At 63.0% G+C, this 24,234-nt stretch carries 19 protein-coding genes; 15 read left to right on the forward strand and 4 right to left on the reverse strand.

What is annotated here, in order from left to right; genetic code table 11:
• Nucleotides 1–10: 10 nt before the first annotated feature.
• The 4 genes from CK226_RS02355 to CK226_RS02370 are packed head-to-tail and all read right to left on the reverse strand — an operon-like array spanning nt 11 to nt 5,161.
• Nucleotides 11–598, reverse strand: a complete 588-nt coding sequence (locus tag CK226_RS02355) for a sarcosine oxidase subunit gamma (protein WP_095787416.1) — start codon at nt 596–598, stop codon at nt 11–13.
• Entirely contained in the window at nt 591–3,584 is a 2,994-nt protein-coding gene (locus CK226_RS02360; RefSeq protein WP_095790911.1) for a sarcosine oxidase subunit alpha, read from the reverse strand. Before CK226_RS02360 ends, CK226_RS02355 begins: the two co-directional genes overlap by 8 nt.
• Nucleotides 3,581–3,877 carry a sarcosine oxidase subunit delta gene (locus CK226_RS02365; RefSeq protein WP_095772970.1) on the reverse strand — a complete coding sequence of 99 codons (297 nt, stop codon included), beginning with the start codon at nt 3,875–3,877 and terminating at the stop codon, nt 3,581–3,583. Before CK226_RS02365 ends, CK226_RS02360 begins: the two co-directional genes overlap by 4 nt.
• Before the next feature lie 24 nt (nt 3,878–3,901).
• Nucleotides 3,902–5,161 carry a sarcosine oxidase subunit beta gene (locus tag CK226_RS02370; RefSeq protein WP_095791069.1) on the reverse strand — a complete coding sequence of 420 codons (1,260 nt, stop codon included), beginning with the start codon at nt 5,159–5,161 and terminating at the stop codon, nt 3,902–3,904.
• Nucleotides 5,162–5,365: 204 nt separating this feature from the next.
• Here CK226_RS02370 and CK226_RS02375 point away from each other — a divergent pair, with 204 nt between their 5' ends.
• The 15 genes from CK226_RS02375 to CK226_RS02445 all read left to right on the forward strand — a co-directional run bounded on the left by CK226_RS02375 (nt 5,366) and on the right by CK226_RS02445 (nt 24,228).
• Entirely contained in the window at nt 5,366–7,855 is a 2,490-nt protein-coding gene (locus CK226_RS02375) for a mechanosensitive ion channel family protein (RefSeq protein ID WP_095790912.1), read from the forward strand.
• Nucleotides 7,856–8,074: 219 nt separating this feature from the next.
• Nucleotides 8,075–8,338, forward strand: a complete 264-nt coding sequence (locus CK226_RS02380) for a hypothetical protein (protein WP_027145877.1) — start codon at nt 8,075–8,077, stop codon at nt 8,336–8,338.
• Between the two features lie 226 nt (nt 8,339–8,564).
• Nucleotides 8,565–9,998 (forward strand): UbiA family prenyltransferase, encoded by a 1,434-nt coding sequence (locus tag CK226_RS02385; RefSeq protein ID WP_095772967.1) that lies wholly within the window; start codon nt 8,565–8,567, stop codon nt 9,996–9,998.
• Nucleotides 9,999–10,000: 2 nt separating this feature from the next.
• A complete protein-coding gene (locus CK226_RS02390; protein ID WP_095790913.1) occupies nt 10,001–11,350 on the forward strand; it encodes an FAD-binding oxidoreductase in 1,350 nt (449 codons plus the stop codon).
• Between the two features lie 124 nt (nt 11,351–11,474).
• The gene (locus CK226_RS02395; RefSeq protein ID WP_095772965.1) at nt 11,475–11,909 is read left to right on the forward strand and encodes an EamA family transporter; all 435 of its coding nucleotides are present in this window, start codon (nt 11,475–11,477) and stop codon (nt 11,907–11,909) included.
• Entirely contained in the window at nt 11,906–12,913 is a 1,008-nt protein-coding gene (locus tag CK226_RS02400; protein WP_095790914.1) for an NAD(P)-dependent oxidoreductase, read from the forward strand. Before CK226_RS02395 ends, CK226_RS02400 begins: the two co-directional genes overlap by 4 nt.
• Nucleotides 12,914–13,015: 102 nt before the next feature.
• Nucleotides 13,016–14,446: an aspartate aminotransferase family protein gene (locus CK226_RS02405; RefSeq protein WP_179300961.1), complete on the forward strand. Its 1,431-nt coding sequence runs from the start codon at nt 13,016–13,018 to the stop codon at nt 14,444–14,446.
• Between the two features lie 25 nt (nt 14,447–14,471).
• Nucleotides 14,472–15,704 (forward strand): glycosyltransferase 87 family protein, encoded by a 1,233-nt coding sequence (locus CK226_RS02410; RefSeq protein ID WP_095790916.1) that lies wholly within the window; start codon nt 14,472–14,474, stop codon nt 15,702–15,704.
• Complete coding sequence (locus CK226_RS02415) at nt 15,701–16,459, forward strand: FkbM family methyltransferase (protein ID WP_095790917.1); 759 nt, start codon at nt 15,701–15,703, stop codon at nt 16,457–16,459. The genes CK226_RS02410 and CK226_RS02415 overlap by 4 nt, the downstream gene beginning before the upstream one ends.
• A gap of 212 nt (nt 16,460–16,671) precedes the next feature.
• Entirely contained in the window at nt 16,672–17,742 is a 1,071-nt protein-coding gene (locus CK226_RS02420; protein ID WP_095790918.1) for a hypothetical protein, read from the forward strand.
• Between the two features lie 163 nt (nt 17,743–17,905).
• Nucleotides 17,906–20,467: an FAD-dependent oxidoreductase gene (locus CK226_RS02425; RefSeq protein WP_095790919.1), complete on the forward strand. Its 2,562-nt coding sequence runs from the start codon at nt 17,906–17,908 to the stop codon at nt 20,465–20,467.
• 94 nt (nt 20,468–20,561) lie between these two features.
• Nucleotides 20,562–21,410 carry a DUF1194 domain-containing protein gene (locus CK226_RS02430; RefSeq protein WP_095790920.1) on the forward strand — a complete coding sequence of 283 codons (849 nt, stop codon included), beginning with the start codon at nt 20,562–20,564 and terminating at the stop codon, nt 21,408–21,410.
• Nucleotides 21,411–21,622: 212 nt separating this feature from the next.
• A complete protein-coding gene (locus CK226_RS02435) occupies nt 21,623–22,573 on the forward strand; it encodes an ABC transporter substrate-binding protein (RefSeq protein WP_095790921.1) in 951 nt (316 codons plus the stop codon).
• Nucleotides 22,574–22,660: 87 nt separating this feature from the next.
• A complete protein-coding gene (locus CK226_RS02440; protein WP_095772956.1) occupies nt 22,661–23,434 on the forward strand; it encodes an ABC transporter permease in 774 nt (257 codons plus the stop codon).
• The gene (locus CK226_RS02445) at nt 23,431–24,228 is read left to right on the forward strand and encodes an ABC transporter ATP-binding protein (RefSeq protein WP_095791070.1); all 798 of its coding nucleotides are present in this window, start codon (nt 23,431–23,433) and stop codon (nt 24,226–24,228) included. The genes CK226_RS02440 and CK226_RS02445 overlap by 4 nt, the downstream gene beginning before the upstream one ends.
• The last annotated feature ends 6 nt before the right edge of the window (nt 24,229–24,234 follow it).

The following is a 24,234-nucleotide window of genomic DNA, read 5'->3' on the forward strand; positions in this document are numbered from 1 at the left end:
GGAGGTGGCCCTACTGCACCTCGTAGCCGACTTCCTCGCTGGCATGGCAAAGCGCCTTCCAGAACGAACGCGCGAAGGAGCGGAAGACGTAGATGTCGAACTGGTCGGCGCCGGTGCGCTGGATCTGGGCGAAGACGTCGTGGTGAGCCGTCGAGCGGCCGGCGCCGACCGGGAAGGCCGGCAGCGCGAAGTCGATGGCGAAGAATTTCGCCAGCACCCATTCGGCCTTCGGCCCGGCGATGCGGATGGCGGTGCGGCCATGCGACAGATCAGTCACCGTGCCGATGGCCGGTGTCACCGCCTTGGCGAAGGCAGCGGCCAGCCCTTCGGCCTCGTCGGCCACGGTGAATTTTCCCGGCGCGAAGCCGAACACCGATTTCACGCCGTCGCTCGAGCCGCCGCCGGCGCCGTCGGGCAGCGCCAACCCGGTGACAGTGCGGATGGCAGCGATCAGTTTCTTCTCCTCGCCCGGCCAGGCGGCGAGCTGCACGATCGAGCCCGGCCTGGTCTCGGTCAGCAGGATCTCGACGCCATGCTCGAAATTGCCATGCGAGCCGACATGGAACTCCGGCTCGAGGGGGGATTGGCGCTCAGCCATGCATGCGGGTCCCTTCCGGATCGTAGAAATGGTTGGAGACGATCTCGACCGGTCCGAACCTATTGCGCAACGGATCGGAGACATGGGCACGCGTGCCGTGCCTGGCCTTGCCGGCCTGGACCAGCGCCAACGCGATGTGCTTGCCGAGTGCCGGCGAATAGCAGCAGGCGGTGATGTGACCAATCGAGCCGTGCGGATTGGTCTCGTCCAACGCCTCGACAATGTGCGCGCCGCCATTTAGCGGCCGGTTGTCGAGCGCGATCAGGCCGACCAGTTCCAACCGGTCGGACGCGATCAGTCCTTCGCGGTCCATCATCGCCGAGCCGATGAACGGCTTCTTCTTCGACAGCATCCAATCGAGATGCAGGTCACGCGCCGTGGTGCGGCCGTCGATCTCGGCACCGGTGACATGGCCCTTCTCGATGCGCATCGTGCCCAGCGCCTCGAGCCCGTAGGCGACCAGCCCGAACGGCTTGCCGGCTTCGATCAGCGCTTCCCAGACATGGATGCCGTGGCCGGCGCCGGAATAGACCTCGAAGGCCATTTCGCCGGAGAAGGAAAGCCGGCAGATCATCACCGGCACGCCCGCTATCTGGCCATGGACGATGCCCATGAAGGGCAGTGTCGCATTGTCGACCGCGGTGCCGGTGACGCAGGCGGCGAGGATCTGCCTGGCTTTCGGGCCGCCGATCGCCGCACCCGCCCATTCGTCGGTCACCGAGGTGACGTGGACCTTGAGGTCGGGCCAGATCACGTCGAGGAAGTATTCAAGATGCTGCATCACCTTGCCGGCATTGGCCGTGGTGGTGGTCATCAGAAAATCCTGTTCGCCCAGTCGCCAGGTGGTGCCGTCGTCGAAGGCGAAGCCGTCCTCACGCAGCATCAGCCCGTAGCGCGCCTTGCCGACGGCGAGCGTCGAAAACATGTTGGTATAGACGCGGTCGAGAAACGCTGCGGCATCGGGGCCCTGCACGGCGATCTTGCCCAGTGTCGAGACATCGACGATGCCGGCACTTTCGCGCGTCGCCTTGGCTTCGCGCACATAGGCCTGCTCGATCGTTTCGCCTGAAAGCCCGTAGATCATCGGCCGGTACCAGAGGCCGGCGGAATACATGGTCGCGCCATTGGCGACATGCCAGTCATGCATCGGCGTCAGCCGTTCCGGCTTCAGGTCGCCAAAGCGCTCCGCCGCCAGCGAGCCGATCGACACCGGCGCGAAGGGCGGACGGAAACGCGTCGTGCCGACTTCCGGGATCGGCTTGCCCAGCGCCTCGGCCATGATGGCCAGGCCGGGAACATTGGAGCTCTTGCCCTGGTCGGTGGCCATGCCGAGCGTGGTGTAGCGCTTGAGATGCTCTACCGAGACGAAGCCTTCGCGGTGCGCCAGCCGGACATCCTCCGCCGTCACGTCATGCTGGAAGTCGACAAAGCTCTTGCCCTTGGCCCTGATCTCGAAGACAGGCGCCGGATCGGGATCTCCGTGGACGGCTTCGACCGTGGGCAATGCCGCCGGCGTGCTCGTTCCACCGGCCGCCGCAAGGCCGGCGGCGCGGCCTTCGGCGATCGCCTCGGCCGTGGAAAAACTGCCGGTAAAAGCGCCGGCCCCGATCCATTGCTGCGCCGGCTTCGGCGGCAGGAAGGCCTGGCGTGCGGCATTCCATTCCGCTTTGGCGCCGGCCTGGCTGGCCAGATGGATGGTCGGCGACCAGCCGCCCGACATCAGCAGGCAGTCGGCATGGATGCTGCGCTCATCGCCGGTGAGCGCGCCAGTGACCATGTCGAAACGCTGCACCTTGACGCCGGAGAGCGCCTTGCCGCCCTCGGTGGCGACGACGGCGTGGCCGGCAAAGATCTCGGCCTCGGCCTCCGTGGCCAGCTTGCGCATCTCTGGCGAAAGCTCGGACCTGACGTCGGCGATGGCGACGATCGCCGCACCGGCCTTCTTCAGGGCGATGGCCGCGCGATAGGCGCTGTCATTGTTGGTGAACAGCGCGATCCGCTCGCCCGGCAGCACGCCGAACTCGTTGGCATAGCGCTCCGCCGCATGCGCCAGCATCACGCCCGGTCTGTCATTGCCCGGGAAGACCAATGGCCGTTCGAAGGCGCCGGTGGCCAGCACCACGGATCTGGCACGGATCGCCCAATAGCGATGGCGCGGTTCGCCCTTGGCGGGTTGTTCCTTGTGGTCGCTGACGCGTTCGAGCGCGGCAAGCGTGTTGTTGTCGTAGTAGCCCCATACCGTGGTGCGCGGCAAAAGCCGGACGTTGTCGCGGCCTTCGAGCTGGGTGACGGTGCGCCGCGCCCAATCGGCGGCCGGCGCGCCATCGATGGTTTCGTTCGACCAGTTGGTCGAGCCGCCAAAACGCGGCTCGAGATCGGCCAGCATGACGCGCGCGCCCTGATCGGCGGCTGCCTTGGCGGCCATCAGGCCGGCCGGCCCGGAGCCGACCACCAGCACGTCGCAAAAGGCGTTCATGCGTTCGTAGTGGGCGGGATCCTTCGCTGATCCGGCACTGCCGAGACCAGCGGCACGGCGGATGAAGTGCTCGCAGAACATCCAGAAGCGCGTGCCTTTCAGCGGACCGATCACCGGCCCCATGAAGGTCTTGTAGTAGAAGCCGGCCGACAGGATCTTGCCGCCGAGCTGGTTGACGGCATGGATGTCCCAGGCCAGCGAAGGGAAGCGGTTCTGGCTGATCGCCACCAGCCCGTCATGGATCTCGACCATGGTCGCTGGAATGTTAGGCTCGCGCACCTCGCCCTTCAGCACCGTCACCAGCGCATTGGGCTCCTCCACGCCCGCGGTCAGCAGGCCGCGCGGACGGTGGTATTTGAACGAGCGGCCGAAAAGCGTGACGCCCTTGGCCAGGAGGGCTGAGGCCAGCGTGTCGCCGGCATGGCCGGTATAGGCAACGCCGTCGAAGCTGAAGCGAATCGTCTTCAGCCGGTCGATGCGGCCGCCAGTGTCGGTGCGGCGCGGGCTCATGCCTTGTCCTCCGCCTTGCGGCGCGCGGCCGAGGCATGATCGCCGCGCACGAAGGCGACGCTCGAAATCTCATGCGTCAGCGTGTTGCGCACGACGCGCAGATGCGCGCGGCAACCGCCGGAATGCTGCCAGATCTCATTGTGGTCGCCGGCCGGATTCAGCCGGTCGTAGACATAGGCGTTCCACGCCTCGAAATTCTGCGAGGCCGGGTCGGGACGTTCGCGGTTGCCGTCACCCTGATAGGTAAATTCGATGACGTCGCGCGGGCCGCAATAGGGACAGGTGATCAACATCGGATTTTCCTAATGCAGCCTTGCTTAGTGAAGTCTGGGGTTCGCGCCCTGGCCCTTGTCGTCGATGACTAGGCCGCGGTGGAAGCGATCGAGGGTAAACGGCGCGTTGAAATCGTGTGGCTCATCCTTGGCGATGGTCCAGGCAAAGGTCCAGCCGGAGGCCGGCGTCGCCTTGAAGCCGCCATAGCACCAGCCGCAGTTGAGATACATGCCGGGCAGGGGACCGGTTGTGATGATCGGCGAACCGTCCATCGACATGTCGCAGACACCGCCCCACGAACGCAGCATGCGCACACGCGCAAGGCCCGGAAACAGTGCCAGCATCTCGCTCATCACCTCGTCGACGATGGGCAAGTTGCCGCGCTGCGCGTAGCTGTTGTAGCCGTCGATATCGCCGCCATAGACAAGGCCGCCCTTGTCGGACTGCGACATATAGAAATGGCCCATGCCGAAGGTCACGACCGTGTCGATGAAGGGCTTGAGCGATTCCGTCACGAAAGCCTGCAGCACATGGCTCTCGATCGGCATCGTTTCGACGCCGGCCAACCGCATGACGCGTCCGGTGCTGCCGGCCACGGCGACCGCCACCTTCCTGGCCCTGATGTCGCCGCGCGACGTGGTGACGCCGATGACGCGATCGCCATCGCGCAGGAAGCCGGTGACCTCGCAATTCTCGATGATGTCGACGCCGCGCCGGTCGGCGCCGCGCGCATAACCCCAGGCCACCGCATCGTGACGGGCGGTGCCGGCGCGCCGCTGCATCAGGCCGCCGACCACCGGAAAACGTGCATCGCTGGAGATATCGAGCGCCGGGATCAGGCGTTTGATCTGCGCCGGCGTCATCAGTTCGGCATCGACGCCGAGATGGCGCATGGCATTGCCGCGCCTGGCATAGTCGTCGAACTGCGCCGGCGTGTGCGCCAGGTTCAGGCAGCCGCGCTGCGAGAACATGACGTTGTAATTGAGTTCGTGCGACAGGCCTTCCCACAGCTTCATCGAATGTTCGTAAAAGCGGGTGTTGGCGGGCAGCAGATAGTTCGAGCGCACCGCCGTGGTGTTGCGGCCGACATTGCCCGAGCCGAGCCAGCCCTTTTCCAGCACGGCGACGTTGGTGATTCCGTGCTCCTTGGCCAGATAATAGGCGGTCGCCAGCCCGTGACCGCCGCCACCAATGATGATGACGTCATAGGAAGCCTTCGGGTCCGGCTTGCGCCAGGCCGGCTTCCAGTCCTTGTTTCCCTTGAGCGCGTTCGCGAGCAGCGAAAAGGCCGAGTACTCTGCCATCATTGTCATCCGGTTCGGGCGATGCGGCAGACTATAGAGCAGGCTGCATCCGCAAAGCCAATATTGCGCCATGGCCTTTCGACTGGCCGACGCTCGGATCGCGATCGGATCGCCATCGGATGCGACGGCTTGCCCCACGATATGGCCGTCTTTATCAAGGACAGGCTTTTTAAATGCCTTTGCCGCCGTGAGTCGCCTATAGTCATGCTTTTGAGATTGCTTCGCCTCATTTTGGTTTTCACGCTGGTCATTTCGGCGTCGCCTTCGTTCGAGGCGATGGCGCAGGCGCTTGGCCAGGGCTCCATCGGCCTGGTCACTGATCAGCAGAAAGTCATCCAGGGCCTGACGGCCAAGACCGACGATCTCGAGAAGAAAATCCAGCAGGACGCCGAGGACGATGCCTCGCTCGTGGATATCCGTCTGCAACTTGAGGATCTGTCGCGAGCGGCACTGACCAGTGCGCTGGCGTTTCGCTCGCGCCTCACCGACATCAACAATCGCATCGAGGTGCTCGGCCCGCCGCCGGCAGCGGGCCAGCCGCAGGAGCCCGACATCGTGACCGGCGAGCGCCAGGCGCTGGCGTCGGAAAAGGCCGAGATCAACTCGGTCGTCGCCAGCGCGCAGAACCTGTCGATCCGCATCAGCGGGCTGGTCGACAAGATCGGCAACATGCGCAGCGCGCTGTTCCGCAACCTTTTGACCAAGCGCTACGTGCTGTCGGACGCGCTGAGCCCGCAGGTCTTCTCCGACGCCCAGGAGGAATACGCCAACTTTTACAAGGCGGTGTCGTCCTGGCTGAGCTTCGCGTTCAAGTTCAAGTTCCAGGCCATCCTGGCGGCAACCTTCGTGGCGCTCGGCCTGGCGCTGGTGCTGCTGGTCGGTGGCCGGCGGCTGTTCGGGCGGGTGTTCGAGGCCGATCCCGCCAACGAGGACCCGTCCTATCTCAGCCGTCTGTCGGTGGCCTTCTGGTCTACCATGCTGCCGACCCTGGCGGTCGGCGTATTCCTCGCCTCCACGGTGTTCTTTTTCAATTATTACAATGTGTTGCGCGGCGACATCGGAGTCTTTCTGAATGCCCTGGCAACCGCCATCGGGGTGATCTTCTGCGTCAACCGGCTGACCAATGCCGCGCTTGAGCCGCAACTGCCGAACTGGCGCCTCATCCCGGTCGAAACCGGCGCGGCGCGCTGGCTGGTGCGCCTGTCGACCGCCATGGCGGTCGTCATCAGCGTCAACACCTTCCTGTCTGTCGTCAACGACAAGATGGGCTCGCCGCTGTCGCTGACCATCGCGCGCAGTTTCGTCGCCACCATCGTCGTCGGCATCATCCTGATCCTGATGGCCATGCTGCGGCCGTTCAGGGCACGCGACGGAAGCTGGCGGCCCTGGCCGGCATGGCTGCGCTATCTGGCGCTGGCGCTTGGACTGTTCACCATCATCGCCGCGCTGCTTGGCTATATCGGCCTTGCCCTGTTCGTCTCGCTGCAGGTCGTGGTCACCGGCACGGCGCTGATCACCGCCTATATCGGCTTCCTGTCGGCGCGGGCGATCGGCGAGGAAGGGGCGTTCGCCAACACCACGGTCGGGCGCTGGCTGTCGACCCATTCCAGCTACGAGGACACGGCACTCGATCAGCTCGGCCTCGTCGTCAGTGTTGCCATCAACCTGTTGATAGTGCTGGTTTTCCTGCCGCTTATCCTGCTGATGTGGGGGTTCCAGCCCGGCGACATCCAGGCCTGGGCCTACAAGCTGGCGACCGGGATCAATATCGGTTCCGTGACGATTTCGGTCACCGGCATCCTTTCGGGCATCGTCGTCTTCATCATCGGCTATTTCCTGACGCGATGGTTCCAGGGCTGGCTCGACGGCTCGGTGATGGCGCGCGGCAAGGTCGATACCGGCGTGCGCAACTCGATCCGGCTGGCCGTCGGCTATGCCGGCGTGGCGCTGGCGGGGCTGGTCGGCATATCGGCGGCGGGCATTGATCTTTCCAGCCTCGCTCTGGTCGCCGGTGCCCTTTCCCTGGGTATCGGTTTCGGCCTGCAGAATGTCGTCTCCAACTTCGTCTCCGGCCTGATCCTTTTGGCCGAGCGGCCGTTCAAGGTCGGCGACTGGATCGTCGCCGGCGACGTCAGCGGCACAGTCAAGAAGATCAGCGTGCGCGCCACCGAGATCGAGACTTTCCAACGGCAGTCGGTGATCCTGCCCAATTCAAACCTGATCAACAACGCCGTCGGCAACTGGACGCACCGCAACAAGCTCGGCCGTGTCGAGATCAAGGTCGGCGTCGCCTATGGCAGCGACGTCAAGCAGGTGCATGCCATGCTGCTGGAAATCGCGCGCAGCCATGCGATGGTGCTTAAGAACCCGGAGCCCTTCGTGCTGTTTTCCAATTTCGGCGCGGCCGCGCTGGAGTTCGAAATCCGCGTGTTCCTGGCCGATATCATGAACGGCAGCGTCGTGCAGAACGACATTCGTTTTGCCGTGCTGGAGACATTCAACGACCAGCATATCGAGATCCCGTCGACGCCGCGCGCTGTCGTCGAGGTGAACAAGCCCAAGGCCTGGCCAACCGACGACGACAAGATCGAAGCCGACTTCGCCGAACAGGAACAGGCGAAGGTGGAAGCCGCGGCCGAAGCGAAAAGGCTCGCCAAATCCGGACGCAAGGCGCGCAAGCCCGATCCCAGCTAGGGTCGGTTCCCCGTCAGCGCATTGCCGCCCCGCATCATATCGTGCCGGCCAGCGAAAATGACAGGGTCGGGCGTATGATTGCAGACAGGCCAAAACCAATTGCGGCATGAATGCGGCATTCAGTTGCGGTTCAGCTTCCATCTCATATAAGCTCCCATGCAAAGGGCGAAAATGCCTTGCGAAATGCAACAGAGGCGGTGGGAACACCGATATTGCAACATGTGGAAGTCTCTCGTCGCTGCCGTGGCCTTGCTTGCCGTGAGCGGCTCGGCCCATGCCGCCAGCGCGGTCAACAAGGACGCCGAGACCCGCACGCTGGTCGTGACGGAAGGCGGCAGCAAGACCGAGCTTGCGCTGGCCGGTGGTGAAACCGTCGAATTCTGCCAGAACGGCTGCTTCGTCACCTTGCCGAACGGTGACCTTGAAGCCCTGACCGGCTCGGAAACCGTCGAAATCTCGGGCGGCGTCGCCCGCATCAAGTAACCCAGGCGCCATGATTGGAAAGGCCGGGCATTTGCTCGGCCTTTTATCGTTTCCGGTAGCTGTTGTTTAACAATGACGCCGGAAATACCGCCGCAGCAGCCGCCTGCAACCAGGCGTTTTAACGTTCGCTGCGCCATACCCCGCTATACCAGCGTCAAGACGCCGAAAAGCGGCGCTCAACGGGTTTCCGGCGTTCCGGATCATAGGCTGGCAGGGCAGGACGGGCATGGATGCGCGGTCGGACAGGAACGCAATACCGCTTGCGGTCGATCTCGACGGCACGCTGATCGCGACCGACCTGTTGTGGGAAGGCATGTTCCTCCTCCTCAAGAAGAACCCGCTCTATATCTTCCTGGTGCCGTTCTGGGCCGCCGCCGGGCTGGCGCGGCTGAAGCAGGCGATCGCACAGCGCATCGATATCGACCCCGCGACGCTGCCCTATCGCGCGCCGCTGCTCGACCGGCTGCGCGCCGAGCACGGCGAAGGCCGCAAGATCGTGCTGGCGACCGGTACGCCGCGCAAATTCGCCGACGCCATATCGGCCCATCTCGGCATTTTCGACCGTGTGCTGGCGACCGACGGCCTCGACAATCTCACCTCCGGCAAGAAGCGCGCCTCGCTGATATCAGCTTATGGCGATGGCGGCTTCGACTATGCCGGCAACAGCCGTCATGATCTCCAGGTCTTCGACGCCGCGCGCAATGCAATCGTCGTCGCGCCCGACCGTCATGCGGCGCGCTGGCAGGCAGCGCATGGCGCCGAAACCATGCCGGCGCCAAGGCCGACCTTGCGGACCATCATCAAGATGCTGCGCGTGCATCAGTGGCTGAAGAATTCGCTGATCGCCGTGCCGATGGTGCTGTCGCACGAATATTTCAACACCAACATGATCTGGGAATGCCTGCTGGCGTTCGTCTCGTTCAGCGCGGTGGCGTCGGCGATCTATATCCTCAACGATTTTTTCGATCTGGCGCTCGACCGCAAGCATGTCACCAAGTGCAACAGGCCGTTCGCCAGCGGTGCGCTGTCGATCCCGTTCGGTCTGGGCGCCATCGCGGTGCTGCTGACGATCGGCGTCGGTACCGGGCTGTTCCTGTCGCCTGAATTCCTGGCCGTGCTTGGCGGTTACATGGTCGTCACGACGGCCTATTCGCTATCGTTCAAGCGCATGCTTCTGGTCGATGTGCTGACGCTTGCCGGCCTCTACACGATCCGAGTGATCGCCGGTGCGGCCGCGACCGGCGTCGCCGTCTCGTTCTGGCTGCTCGCCTTCTCGATCTTCTTTTTTCTTTCGCTGGCGCTGGTGAAACGCTTCGTCGAACTGCGCACAACTGCCATTCCGCCCGGCGAACGTATTGCCGGGCGCGGTTATCGCACGGAAGACCAGGAGATCGTCGCCCAGGCAGGCATGGCCTCTGCCTTCTCCTCGGCGCTGGTTCTGGCGCTCTACATGGACAGTGTCGCGGTGCGCGAGCTTTACCCGCATCCGTGGCTGATCTGGCCGCTGCCGCCCATCGTGCTTTACCTCACCATGCGCGTCTGGATCCTGGCGCGCCGCGACGAGATGAATGACGACCCGGTCGTCTTCATCATCCGTGACTGGCGCAGCCAGATCGTGGTGCTGATCGGCGCTGTGCTGCTGGTCATCGGGGGTTGGTAGGCATGGCCGAACGCTTTCGGAGCTTTGGCCTTGCCACGCCGCCGGCGCCGTGTGCGATCCACGCCGACGATGCCATCGCGCTGCTGAAGGGTGGCCAGGCGAAGGAAGCCTCGCTGCTTGCCTATGGCAACGGGCGTTCCTACGGCGATTCCTGCCAGAACCAGGCCGGCACGGTCGTCGATATGCGGACGCTGAACCACATCCGCGCCTTCAACGCCGAGACGGGCTTGCTCGAAGCGGATGCCGGTGTGCTGCTGTCCGATATCATCGCGCACGCCGCACCTTACGGTTTCTTCCCGGCGGTGGTTCCGGGCACGCAGTTCGTCACGCTCGGCGGCGCCATTGCCAATGACGTGCACGGGAAGAACCACCATCGGCGCGGCACGTTCGGCTGCCATGTCGAAAGCTTCACGCTGCTGCGGTCCGATCGAAAGACCTATCGCTGCTCGGCCACCGACAATCCGCGCCTGTTCCGGGCCACCATCGGTGGCATGGGTCTTACCGGCCTGATGCTCTCGGCCTCGATCCGGCTGATGCGGGTGCCTTCGCTCGACATCGTCGAGAAGACGACGCCGTTTCGTGATCTCGGCGAATTCTTCGATCTGGCCGAGGCGGCCGACCAGGCCAATGAATATGCGGTGGCCTGGATCGACCAGCTCGCCGGCGGCCGCAACAGCGGGCGTGGGCTGCTGTTCACCGGCAACCATGCCGAGCACGGCCCGCATGCGGCCTCGCGCGCCGGCGGCAATCTTTCCGTGCCGTTCCAGCCGCCCTTCAATGTGCTCAACCGGCCGTTCCTGACTGCTTTCAACGCCGCCTACCGGTGGAATAAAAGTCGCGCGACCGCGCCGCGTCAGACCGGCTACCACGGTTTTTTCTTTCCGCTCGACGGTGTGCGCGACTGGAACCGGCTCTATGGTCCCAATGGGCTGTTCCAGCACCAGAGCGTGGTGCCGGAGGAGGCGGCGCGCAGCGTCGTGCCGGAATTGCTCGCGGCGGCCCGGCGAGCAGGCCAAGGATCTTTCCTCACCGTGCTGAAGCGCTTCGGTTCGATCCGCTCGCCGGCGCTGCTGTCGTTCCCGCGCCCCGGCTACACGCTGACGCTGGATTTCCCCAACAAGGGAGCGTCGACGCTTGCTTTGCTTGGCGACCTCGACCGCATCACGGTCGCGGCCGGCGGGGCGGTCAATCCCTACAAGGATGCGCGCATGGGCGCGGCAATCTTTGCTGCTTCCTTTGCGGACTGGCCGAGGCTGGAAGCGCTGCGCGATCCTGCCTTCATGTCCGATTTCTGGGCGCGCACGGCCGGCGACATCGACCTGCGGCGGCGCGGCGTGGAGGCTGCCGAATAGATCAAAATGGAATGAATCGTGGTTATCGAACGGTTAATCGCAAGATTTACTCAAAACAATCTTGTGAGTTCACGAAATCTTTTGGGCTTTGTATTAGTGGAAATCACGGGGTTGGCGCGCGAGCATGAAATATATCGTCTTTATTCTCTTTACGGTCATGACCAATGCCGCTGCGCAGCTTATGCTGAAGCAAGGCATGATGTCGCTTGGGCCGATCTCGTTCGAGGCCGTCAATCCGCTCGTCAAGCTGCTGCAGATCGTCTTTAGCCCCTGGGTGTTCCTCGGGCTCTGCACCTTCGTGATTTCCATGGCTTCGCACCTCTATGTGCTGTCCAAGGTCGAGCTTTCCTTTGCCTATCCCTTCCTCAGCCTCGCCTATGTCGCCGTCGCCATCTTCGCCTATTTCGTCTTTCGCGAGGACCTCAATGGCTGGCGCATCGCCGGCATCGCCTTCATCTGCGTCGGCACGGTGCTGATCGCGCAAAGCGGGCGAGGGCATGAGGACCAGACCGCTTCCATCACGCCCGACAAGATCCCTGCAAACGAGACCGTTCGATGAGACATGTGATTTTCGGCGGTGACGGCTTTGTCGGCCGCCACCTTGCGCCCAAGTTCGTGGCGGATGGCGAAGAGGTCATCGTCGCCGACATCGCCAGGAGCGACCTTGCGCACTACCGCAACGTCCGGTTCGTCCAATGCGACGTCACCGATCCGGCGTCGGTCGCCGCCGTCGGGCTCAAGGCCGACGACATGGTCTACAATCTGTCGGCCAAGATGCTGTCGCCGATCCAGGTGCGCGCCAAACGGCACGACTTCTTCTTCCCGGTGAATTTCCACGGCACCGAGCACATCATACAGGCCATGGACAAGGCTGGTGCGTCCAGGCTCGTCCACTACACGACGGACATGATCTACGGCCACACCGTCACCCAGCCGATGACCGAGGAGCACCCGGTCGCGCCGCTCGGCGAATATGGCTGGTCGAAGCAGAAGACCGAGGAACTCGCCGCCGAATGGCGCAGTCGCGGCATGTCGATCTCGCTGTTCCGGCCGCGCCTGATCATCGGCCCAGGCCGGCTCGGCATCCTCGAAAAACTGTTCAAGCTGATCGACTGGAACCTTCCAGTGCCAATGATCGGCTCGGGCAGGAACCCCTATCAGTTCATTTCTGTTTTCGATTGCGCGGAAGCTGCCCGCGCGGCCTGGAAGGCCGGGGTGCCCAATGAGGCCTATAATCTCGGCTCGCTCAACCCGCCGCCGGTGAAGAAATTGCTCGGCGATCTCATCCGCCATGCCGGCTCGAAGTCGATGCTGCTGCCGACGCCCGCCTGGGCGGTCAAGCGCACGCTCGACCTGCTCGATCTCGTAAACATGCCGATCATGGATCCCGAACAATATCTGATCGCCGACGAGGAATGCGTGCTCGACGTGTCCAAGGCCGAGCGTCAGCTCGGCTGGGTGCCGCAATATCGCGACGAGGACATGCTGATCGCCGCCTACAGCGAATACCGCGCCAAGAAGGGCGGGCCTGCTGTCGCCACCAAACATGTGCCCGCCGAATAGCAGCCCCGCCAAACAATTCATGGCGCACGACGCCGGTCGTAGCGCGGACAGGAGATTGAAATGACCGTCATGGCCAAGCCCGAACAGACGAATGCGGGCACCATGGTGAGCGCGCCGGCACTGTCGCCCGCAGCAATAGCCAAGCCCGACCTGATCAGTGTCGAGCAGGCCAAGGCGATGGATGTCGCCCGCATGACCGACCTGTTCAAGGCGCATCTCAATCCCGGCCAGCTGCACTTCATGAAGCTGCTCGGCTTCCACAAGATCAAGATCGAGCGTGCCGAAGGCATGTTCTACATCGATCAGAACGGCCGCAAGATCCTCGACTTCTTCGGCGGCTTCGGTTCGCTGGCCTTCGGCCACAACCATCCGCGTATCCTGGATGCACGCAAAAAATTCCAGGAGGAGAAGCGCCAGGAAATCGCCATCGCCTTCATGTCGCAATATGCGGCAGCGCTCGCGCACAACCTCGCCAAATGCTCGCCCGGCGATCTCGACATGGTGTTCCTGGGTTCGTCCGGCTCGGAGGCGATGGAAGCGGCGGTGAAGCTTGCCGAACGCGCCGCCGGCCCGAAACGGCCGAAAATCGTCTATGCCGAGAATTCCTTCCACGGCAAGACCAAGGGCGTGCTCGGCATCACCGACGGCCAGCTCTACCGCGCCGATTTCAAGATGGCCGACAATACGGTGCGCATTCCCTTCGGCGACATCGAGGCGGTCGAGAGTCTGTTTCGTTCCGATCCGGAGGTTGGCGTCATCGTGCTCGAAACCATCCAGGGCGGCGGCGGCATCATCCAGGCAGAGGCGCAATACTGGCAGAAGCTGCGCGCGCTCTGCGATCAGTATGGGGTGCTGTGGGTCGCAGACGAAGTGCAGTGCGGCTATGGCCGCTCGGGCCGCTTCTATGCCTTCGAACATTACGGCGTCCTGCCTGACGTGACGGCGCTGGCCAAGTCGCTCGGCGGCGGCAAGGCGGCTGTCGGCGCGATGATCGCCAGGCGCGACGTTTACATGAAGGCCTATGGCACGCCGAAAACGGCGATGATCCATGCCATGGCAACCTTTGGCGGCATGGGCGAGGCCTGCGTCACCTCGATCGAGGCGCTCAACCTGCTTTATGATGAGGGGCTGATCGACAACGCCGCGGTCACCGGCGACTATCTGCTGCAGCGACTGCAGGCGCTCAAGGAAAAGTACCCGAAGATCATCAAGGACGTGCGCGGCAAAGGCCTTATGATCGGCCTGGAGTTCCACGATTTCTCGCAGACCTTGCCGATGGTGCTGCGCCCGGTGGTCAGCATGCTCGACGACAAGTTGAAGGGCTCGCTGTCAGGCTTTGTCGGCGCGCTGCTGCTGCGCGACTACGACGTGCTCGTCGCCTTTACCGAATACAACCGCAACGTCATCCGACTCGAGCCACCGCTGATCTGCCAGCGCGAGCATGTCGACCACTTCGCCGATGCCTTCGACAGCCTGCTGTCGCGCGGCATCGTGTCTATCGTGAAGGACTTCGTCAAAAGCCAGGTCCGTTAGAAGAGAGTCCGTTGAGCACAAAAAGATGCTGACCAAGTCTCCCGCTGCGAAAAACCCGCTCGACCGGCTCACCGAGACCGGTCTGGCGTGGGGCGAGGGGACCTATGCGCGCTTGGCCGCACCCATCGGCGCGGTAGCCTTCGCGCTCTACATCCTTCTGACGGCATTCACGGCGTGGGTGATGCCCGATGCCAATTGGGACATGCTGCCCTACCTTGCCATCGCCGAAGAGGGCACCCATCCCGACGCACAGGCGCTGCATGATTATGCCTACAGCACCGTCAAGGCAGGCGTGTCGGCGGGTGACTACAAGGCGCTGACCGATGATGGCGGCGGCTTCCGCAGCCACATGACGGAAAATGCCGCCGACTTTCATTCGCTGCTCGGCATGTACCGGATAAAATTCCTCTATGCCGAGATCCTGTCGACGCTGAGCGCGGTGATGTCGCCGGTCGAGGCGATGCGGCTGGTACAGGTGTTTTCGGTGCTTTTGTTCGGTGCGATCGCGCTGCTTTGGCTGCACAGGGAAAAGGCCCTGGCCTTGGCGCCGGTGATCGGCGCGGTGTTGATCATGGCTGATTTCGGCGATGCGGCGCGCGCTTCGACGCCGGACCTGCTGACGTCGGCGCTGCTGCTCGGCGGGCTCTACGCCTATGTCAGAGGCCGCGAGCCGGCGACGGCGATCCTGCTCTTCCTCGCCTTCATGGTGCGGCCGGACAATATTGTTTTCCTTGCCATATTCTCGGTGCTGTTGGTCGCGTTCCGGCAGAAGGCGTGGGGCGCGCTGGCCGGCTTTGCCGCGTCCTTCATCGCCTATTTCGCCATTTCGCACTGGGCCCAGCATCCCGGCTGGTGGCCGCATCTGTGGTTCTCGAGCATCGAGCAGCACTACAATATGGACGGGTTCGAGCCGGCGTTCTCGGTCACCGCCTACCTCAGGGCGTTTGCGACATCGCTGCTGCGCGCCGTCAATTTGAACAACTGGGTCGGCGTTTCGGTGCTGGCGCTGGCCGGCTGGTTTGCCACCAGCCGCGCCGGTTTTCGGCTCGACCGGCGTGCAGGCATCCTGTTCGCGGCGCTGGTGCTGGGTGCGCTGGCGAAGTTCACGGTCTTTCCGATCCATGACACGCGTATCTATTTCCCGCATCTGATGCCGCCCTTCCTGCTGCTGGCAACGCCGTTCATGGCGCTGTGGGCAGCATCGGTCCGCGGCCAGCATCGCGCGGCCTTGCACGTCATTCCGGGAGACAAGCCATGAGTTCGCTATCCAGCCTGGCGCGCGTCGCCTTGTCGCTCGGCCTTCCCTCGGGCCTGCTCGATCGCGGGCCGTCGCTGCGCGGCACGAAATTCCTGGCGAAGGCGGGGCTGAAAGCGCGCTTCGGCGGGGCAGGGCAGCCGTTTCAGATGGTCAATGTCGGCGCCTGCGACGGCGCGCTGTTCGACGATGTGACGCCGTGGCTGCACAGGATTGCCGGCGCCCGCGCCATGCTGGTCGAGCCGATCCCGTACAACCAGAAACGCCTGCGCGCCAACTATCCCGATACGGAGCGCTTCATCATCGAGCCGGTGGCGGTGACAAGGACCAGGGGCACGATCCCCGTCCACACGTTCGATGCCGCGGCGCTCGAGGCCGGCACGCTGCCGATCGAGTTTATCGGCTGCTCCTCGTTCACCGACACCAATCTGATGTCGGGCAAGAACGCCTGGGGCGAGGCCGACGCCAATTTCAACAAGTTCGCACCGCACCTCAGGGATATCGAGGTGCCGTCGGAAACGCTGCAGACGCTGCTCGACCGCAACGGCATCAGCCATATCGACGCCTTCCTCGTCGATTGTGAGGGTGCGGACTGGATCGTCTTCGAACAGCTTGATCTGAAACGCTATCGTCCCGGCATGATCAAGGTCGAAGTCGGCGCGCTGCCGGCGGCGGAGATCGGCCAGGTCGTGGTCAAGCTGAAGACGGCGGGCTACCAGGTTGGTTTCCAGGCCGAGGATATCTGGGCCTTCGCGTAAGACATCGGCGACCGGACGGAAATGAATCGGCCCGGGCAATGCCGCCGATATTTCTTTATTTGGCGTTATCTTGGGGTGAAGAGCCGCCAATGGGGCGTGGACAGCTGCTTTCCGCGCGGATATTGTTTAGGCTGTTCTGTGGCTCTCTTGGTTCGGTTGTTTCTCGGATTTCTAGCGAAACTTGGCACACGAAATACTGGACGTGAGCAAAGATGGTCAAAGCCGCGGCGAAGAAGCCTGCCAGCAATCCCCTTAGCCCAGGACTCCAGCCCGCGATTGATGACCGGTTGAAGGAGGCGGATCTTGGCCTGAAGAGCGCCGACATAAAGCTGAAAGAAGCAGAACTCATTGAGAAAAGGGCATGGTATAGATTCCTATCAGCGCCGCTGACGCCAGTTCTGATAACGGCCATTGCAGGATTTGTGGTCACGCAGGTGACGAATTCCATGCAGGCGAGCGCAAATCTGGCGTTGGAGCGCGAGAAGAGCAAAGGGTCCCTTATTCTCAAAGCGTGGGAAACAGGCGATCCAGCGGTTTCGCTCAGGAATTTGCAGTTTCTGGCGAAAATTCAGCTCATCGATGATCCGACAGGCGTGATCGGCAAACTCACGTCTGAAGATGCGCCTTTTCTGCCACGTCCTGGCGGTCCCGTTGTTCCAGTAAGCGCGAGCGACATGAAGGTTTTCTTTGAGCGTTACAAACAGGCATTCGGAACCATCACGCAACGCACCGTTGATAATCTGACCCAGCTTTTCCAGGACATTTCAAAGGACGTGTCAGCCCAAGACATCCGCCAGGTGGCATACGTTCTGGCAACCATCAGGTTTGAAACAGCCAATTCTTTTTCGACGGTTACCGAGATGGGGACGGATGCTTCGCTGGAAGGGAAGTATGGACCGGATTCGCCTTTTGGTTCCGCCCTCGGCAACACTTCACCTGGCGATGGTGCCCGATACAGGGGGCGCGGCTATCTTCAAATAACCGGCCGAAACAATTGTCAATTCATGGGCTCGGCATTGAACATCGATCTGGTCGACCATCCTGAACTCGCGGTCGATCCGCAAATAGCCTATCGCATCACTTCCCTGGCGATGTTCGATGGCCGCTTTACCGGCAAGAAGCTTGCGGATTACATCACCGCCGACAAAGCAGACTATTATAACGCCCGGCATGTTGTGGGTGGATTGGGCCACGCGTCAGATATCGCGGATGCTGCAGTCAAGCTTGAGGCAATCCTGCGCGAAACCGTGGGAGATCAATCCGCGCAGGCTTCGCAGCCGTAGCGCCTTCGAACGACCCAATGCGTTTGAGTTGCCACTGGCGACAAATCGCCTTGTCCGCAGCTGTCTGGTCGCTCGGCTTTTTGCCAATGTCGCAAACAGGCTTCATCAGCGCTATCGCTCCGCCCTATAGTCCGCCCGCTTTATCACTTTGGAGTCGCGGGCAATGGCAGAGTTTCCGAAAAAGGCGAAGATCGTTATCATTGGCCTTGGCGGTATTGTCGGCGCGTCGATCGCCCATCACCTGATCGAACGTGGCTGGACCGATATTGTCGGCATCGACAAATCGGGCATCCCGACCGATATCGGCTCGACCGCGCACGCTTCCGATTTCTGCTACACCACCAGCCACGATTTCCTGTCCTGCTGGACGACACTTTATTCCATCGATTTCTACGAGAAGATGGGTCATTACGCCCGCATCGGCGGCCTCGAAGTGGCTCGCCTCGGCGACGATGGCCGCATGGATGAGATCAAGCGCAAGATCGCCTCGGCAAAGGCCTTTGGCACGCGCGCGCGCCTGATCGAGCCGGCCGAGATCAAGGAGAAGTTCCCGCTGATCGAAGAGGGGATGGTGCAGGGCGGCCTTTGGGATCCGGACGCAGGTCTGGTCATCCCGCGCTCGCAGACCGTCGCCGGCAAGCTGGTCGACCAGGCGGAAGCGTCGGGTAAGCTCAAATCCTTCGCCAACACGCCGGCCAAGTCGCTCGTGGTCAAGGACGGCCGCATCAGCGCCGTGGTGACCGATCGCGGCACGATCGAGGCCGACTATGTCATCGTGTGCGCCGGCATCTGGGGCCGGCTGATCGCCGAAATGGTTGGCGAGGACCTGCCGGTCATGCCGATCGACCATCCGCTGACTTTCTTCGGCCCCTACAACGAATTCGCCGGCACCGGCAAGGAGATCGGCTGGCCGCTGCTGCGCGACCAGGGCAATTCGGCCTATATGCGCGACACCGGCGACCCCAAGACAGCCGAGGGCGGCCAGATCGAGTGGGGCTATTACGAAGAAAACAACCCGCGCCTTTGCCATCCGCGCGACCTCCTCGAAAAGCATGAGGCGCGGCTGTCGCCGTCGCAGCGCGACCTCGACATGGAGCAGATCCTGGCGCCGCTCGAACGCGCCATGGAGTTGACGCCGATCCTGGGTGAACTCGGCTACAACGAAAGCCATTCCTTCAACGGCCTGCTGCAGGTGACCGCCGATGGCGGGCCGTCGATGGGCGAAAGCCAGAAGGTGAGAGGGCTGTGGTATGCCGTCGCCATCTGGGTCAAGGATGGCCCCGGCATGGGCAAGCTGATAGCCGACTGGATGACGGACGGCCGCACCGCGGTCGACCATCACGCCATCGACTATGCACGCTTCTATCCGCACCAGACGAAGGAACAGTTCATCTGGGATCGCTGCACCGAGACGGCGATGAAGGTCTACAATCCCGCGGTGCATCCGCGCGAGCCCTTCTCCAAGGGCCGCAACATCAGGCGCTCGCCGTTCTGGGAGCGCGAGAAGGAGCTCGGCGGTTATTTCATGGAACTGGGCGGCTGGGAGCGTGCTCATGGTTACGCCGCCAACGAGCACCTGCTGGAGAAGTATGGCAATCGCGTTCCCGTACGCGAGAACGAGTGGGACAACCGCCATTTCTGGCGCGTCTCCAATGCCGAGCATCTGGCGATGAGCGAGGATTGCGGCATCGTCAACCTGTCGCATTTCTCGATGTATGACGTCGAAGGGCCAGACCACGTCGCGCTGCTGGAATGGCTGTGCGCGGCCAAGATCGGCGGCGACAACAACATCGGCAAGGGCATCTACACCCACTTCCTCGACGAGGAAGGCATGGTGCGCGCCGACTTCACCGTGATCCGTATGGCCGACCGCTGCCGCGTGATCGACGGCGCCGATGCCGGCCCGCGCGACTTCCGCTACATGCAGCGCACAGCGCAGGACAAAGGCTTTGACGTCACCGTCACCGATGTGACGGAGAAATACGTCACCATCGGCATTTGGGGTCCGAATGCCCGCACCACCTTGCAGAAGGTGGTCGAGAATCCCGAGGGCCTTTCGCTGGAGAATTTCCCCTTCGCGGCGATCAAGCCGGTCAGGATCGGCGGCAAGGATGTCACCGCCTTCCGCATCTCCTATGTCGGCGAGCAGGGCTGGGAACTGCATATGCGCTACGAGGATGGCCTCGCCGTCTGGGATGCACTGCGCTCGACCGGCGTCATGCCGTTCGGCGTCGAGACCTATGCCAACACGCGCCGCATGGAAAAGAGCCTGCGCCTGCAGAATGCCGACCTTCTGACCGAGTACAATCTGTTGGAAGCCGATCTCGCGCGTCCGAAGGTCAAGGAGAACGATTTCTGCGGCAAGGCCAAGCATGTTGAATACCGCGCCCGCGAGTACCAGCCGGCGACTTTGTGCACGCTGGTGATGACCGAAAACACCGATTCCAAGGGCGTGGCGCGTTATCCCGTTGGCACGATGCCGGTGCTGGATCCGGCTACCGGTGAGACGCTGGTCGACGAGCTCGGCCGCCGCTCCTTCACCACCTCGGTCGCCTATGGGCCGACGATCGGCAAGAACATCGCGCTCGCCTATCTGCCGCATTCATATGCGCAGGAAGGCCGCAAGCTTGAGGTCGAATATTTCGGCGAGACCTATCCGGTCGAGGTCGCCGGCGTCGGCTACAAGCCGCTCTATGACCCGGAGAACCTCAAGCCGCGCAGCTGATCGGTCGGGCGGACCACGGGACTTATTGCAAAAGCCTGGCTGCGAGCCGGGCTTTTGTCTTTTTAAGCGGGCGGTTTTCGCTTACCCTTGTGGCATGTCTGCTTTATCGCGCGCGAGACATCTGCTTTCCGGCTGCGCCGCGCTGGCTCTGATGCTTTCGCTGACGCCGAGGTCTCGCGCGGATGAGCCGGTCGATGTCGAGCTGGTGCTGGCGGTCGACGTTTCGCTGTCGATGTCGGCGGACGAGCTCGAGATCCAGCGCCATGGCTACGCGGCGGCGCTGACGCATGACAATGTGCTGCAGGCGATCGCCGATGGCGCCCATGGCAAGATCGCCGTCACCTATGTCGAATGGGCCGGCACCACATGGCAACGCGTCATCGTGCCATGGACTGTCATCGCAACCCGAGCCGACGCGGAGCGGGTGGTCGCGCAATTGTCGGCGCAGCCGCCGAACAGCGCGCGGCGCACCTCGATCTCCGGCGCGCTGGAATTCGGCAGCGATCTGTTCGCCGAAAGCGGCTACCAGGGGACCAAGCGGGTCATCGACATTTCCGGCGACGGGCCCAACAACCAGGGCGCTCCGGTCAATCTCACCCGCGACGGCGTGGTCAGACAAGGCATCGTCATCAACGGCCTGCCGCTGATGACCCGGGGTGGCCTTTCCGGCGCTTACGACGTCAACGATCTTGACCGCTACTACAGCGACTGCGTCATCGGCGGCCCGGGCGCCTTCATGATCCCGGTCAACGACTGGACGCAATTTCCCGAAGCCATTCGCCGCAAACTGGTGCTGGAGCTTGCCGGCCCGACCTCACCGCAATGGGCGGCGGAGGAGGCCGATCATCCGCCGGTGGTGCTGGCGCAGGACAAGCCCGCCGCCGACTGCCAGATCGGCGAGAAAATGTGGCGAAACCGCAACTGGATGCTCGACAGCCGCTGAGCCGAGCGAGCCAACCAACGGTGACGACCGACCCGATCGCAGCTCTTCGGCCGAGCGCCGTTGCGGCGACTGTCCACGGGCAGGGCTTCAATTCTGTCCAACGCAAGTGGTGAGGCGAGCCTGCTGGCAGCAGCCGAACACGTTCCTGTTGATTGACAAGCCGACAGGCGTCTGTGAACAATTTCGCCCAGAGAAACAAAAGGGGAACCGACATGAACAGAATCGCCGCTTTCACCGCGACTTTGACGCTTGCCGCCGGTCTGTCCGCGCCGGTGATGGCCGCCACATCGGTCACCATCGGCATCAGCGGCTGGACCGGCTTCGCACCGCTGACGCTTGCCAAGCAGGCAGGCCTCTTCGAGAAGCACGGCCTCGACGTGACCTTGAAGAAGGTGCCGCAGGCCAGCCGTCCGCTCGCCATCGCCAGCGGCGACCTGCAATGCGCCGCCACCACCGTCGAGACGTGGCTGGTGTGGAACGCCAGCGGGGTGACCACCAAGCAGATCTTCCAGCTCGACAAATCCTATGGCGCCGACGGCATCGTCGTGCGCAACGACATCAAGACGGTCGCCGATCTCAAGGGCAAGAACGTCGCCTCCTCGGCCCCGGGCACGTCGCCCTATTTCCTGCTCGCATGGGTGCTGAACAAGAACGGCATGTCGACCAAGGACGTGACGGTCGTCAATCTGGAGCCGGACGCGGCGGCGCAAGCCTTCCTCGCCGGCCAGAACGATGCGGCGGTCACCTATGAGCCGTTCATCTCGGCCGTGCGCGACAAGGCCGACCAGGGCCACATACTGGCGACCACGCTCGACTATCCGATGGTGCTCGACACGGTCGGCTGCACGCCCGAGTTCCTCAAGGCCAATCCCGACGCCGCCAAGGCGCTCGCCGACAGCTATTTCGAGGCACTCGACCTGATCAAGAAGGATCCGCAGAAATCCTACGAGATCATGGGCGCCGACGTGAAGCAGTCGGCCAAGGAATTCGAGGATTCGGCGAAGTACCTGAAATGGGCCGACAAGGCCGAGAACCAGCAGTTCTTCACCAAGGAATTCCAGGATTTTTCCAAGACCGCGGGCGAGTTGCTGCTGCAGATGGGGCTGATCAAGGAAGCGCCCGACGTCGCCACGCTGGCCGACACCAGCGCGGTGGCGAACTGATCGTCCGACCTTTGCCCATCGTGCGGCGGCGTCCGGCGCCGCCGCTCTTTCCTCGACACGTGACCATTTGATGGGGACGATGTGAAGATGCGCCCCTTGCATCCAGTCTCGCCGAGCCTGCGAACCGTGCTCGGCATTTCCTTTTTCGTGCTGTTTATTGCCTTCTGGGCCTGGATCACGCTTGGCGGCCACGTCAACCGCATCTTCCTCGCCGATCCGCTATCAATGCTCAGGGATGGCTGGCGGCTGCTGGTCGAGGACCGCTTCTGGCTCGACATATTGATCACCATCTGGCGCGTCTTCGGCGGCTTCGTGCTGGCCTCGGTCGTCGCCGTGCCGATCGGCATTGCCATGGGCGCCTGGAAGCCGGTGGAGGCGTTCCTGGAACCCTTCGTCTCCTTCGCCCGCTATCTGCCTGCCTCGGCCTTCATTCCGCTGCTGATCCTGTGGGCCGGCATAGGCGAACTGGAAAAGCTGCTGGTCATCTTTGTCGGCTCGGTGTTCCAGATCATCCTGATCATCGCCGTCAAGGTCGGCTCGACGCGACGCGATCTGGTCGAGGCCGCCTATACGCTGGGCTCGACGAGCAACGGCATCGTCAAACGGGTGATCATGCCGGCCAACGCGCCCGAAATCGCCGAGACGCTGCGGCTGGTGCTCGGCTGGGCCTGGACTTATGTCATCGTCGCCGAGCTGATCGGTTCGTCCTCCGGCATCGGCTACATGATCATCAACAGCCAGTCGCGGCTGGCGACCGGACAGATCATTTTCGGCATCATCGTCATTGGGCTGATCGGGCTGTTGTCCGACTTCGCCTTCAAGGCGTTCAACCGCTGGCTCTTTCCATGGAGCCTGGCGTGAGCAAGCTTCTCATCGAGGGCGTCTCGCGCACCTTTGCCGGCGTGCGTGGCGGACCGCCGGTCAAGGCACTGATGCCGATCGATCTGGCGGTCGCCGCCAACGACTTCATCACCATTCTGGGGCCGTCCGGCTGCGGAAAGTCGACACTGCTTAGAATTGTCGCCGGCCTGGAGGCGCCCAGTGAAGGCCGCTCGCTGCTCGACGACAAGGCCGTGACGCGGCCGGGACCCGATCGCGGCATGGTCTTCCAGTCCTACACGCTGTTCCCGTGGCTGACGGTAACTGAGAACATCGCCTTTGGCCTGCGCGAACGCGGCATGGCGCCGAAGGAGCGGGACGACATCGTCGCCTCCTATGTCGATCTGGTCGGGCTGAGGGGATTTGAAAATCATTGGCCGAAGCAGCTTTCCGGCGGCATGCAGCAGCGCACGGCGATCGCCCGTGCTCTCGCCAACGATCCCGAGATCCTGTTGCTGGACGAGCCGTTCGGCGCGCTCGACAACCAGACGCGCGGGTTGATGCAGGAGCTGCTTCTCGGCATCTGGGAGCGGCGCAAGAAGACGGTGCTGTTCGTCACCCACGATATCGAGGAGGCGATCTTCATGGCCTCGCGCGTCATCGTGATGACGGCGCGGCCCGGCAGCATCAAGTCGGATGTCGCCATCGACCTGCCGCATCCGCGCCACTACACGCTGAAGACCAGCCCGGAATTCTCGGCGCTGAAAGCGCGGCTGACCGAGGACATCCGGGTCGAGGCGATGCGCACGGCACAGGCGCAGCCGGCCGAGGCCTGATCCGGC

The organism is Mesorhizobium sp. WSM4311 (genome assembly GCF_002295115.1).
Classification (GTDB): domain Bacteria; phylum Pseudomonadota; class Alphaproteobacteria; order Rhizobiales; family Rhizobiaceae; genus Mesorhizobium.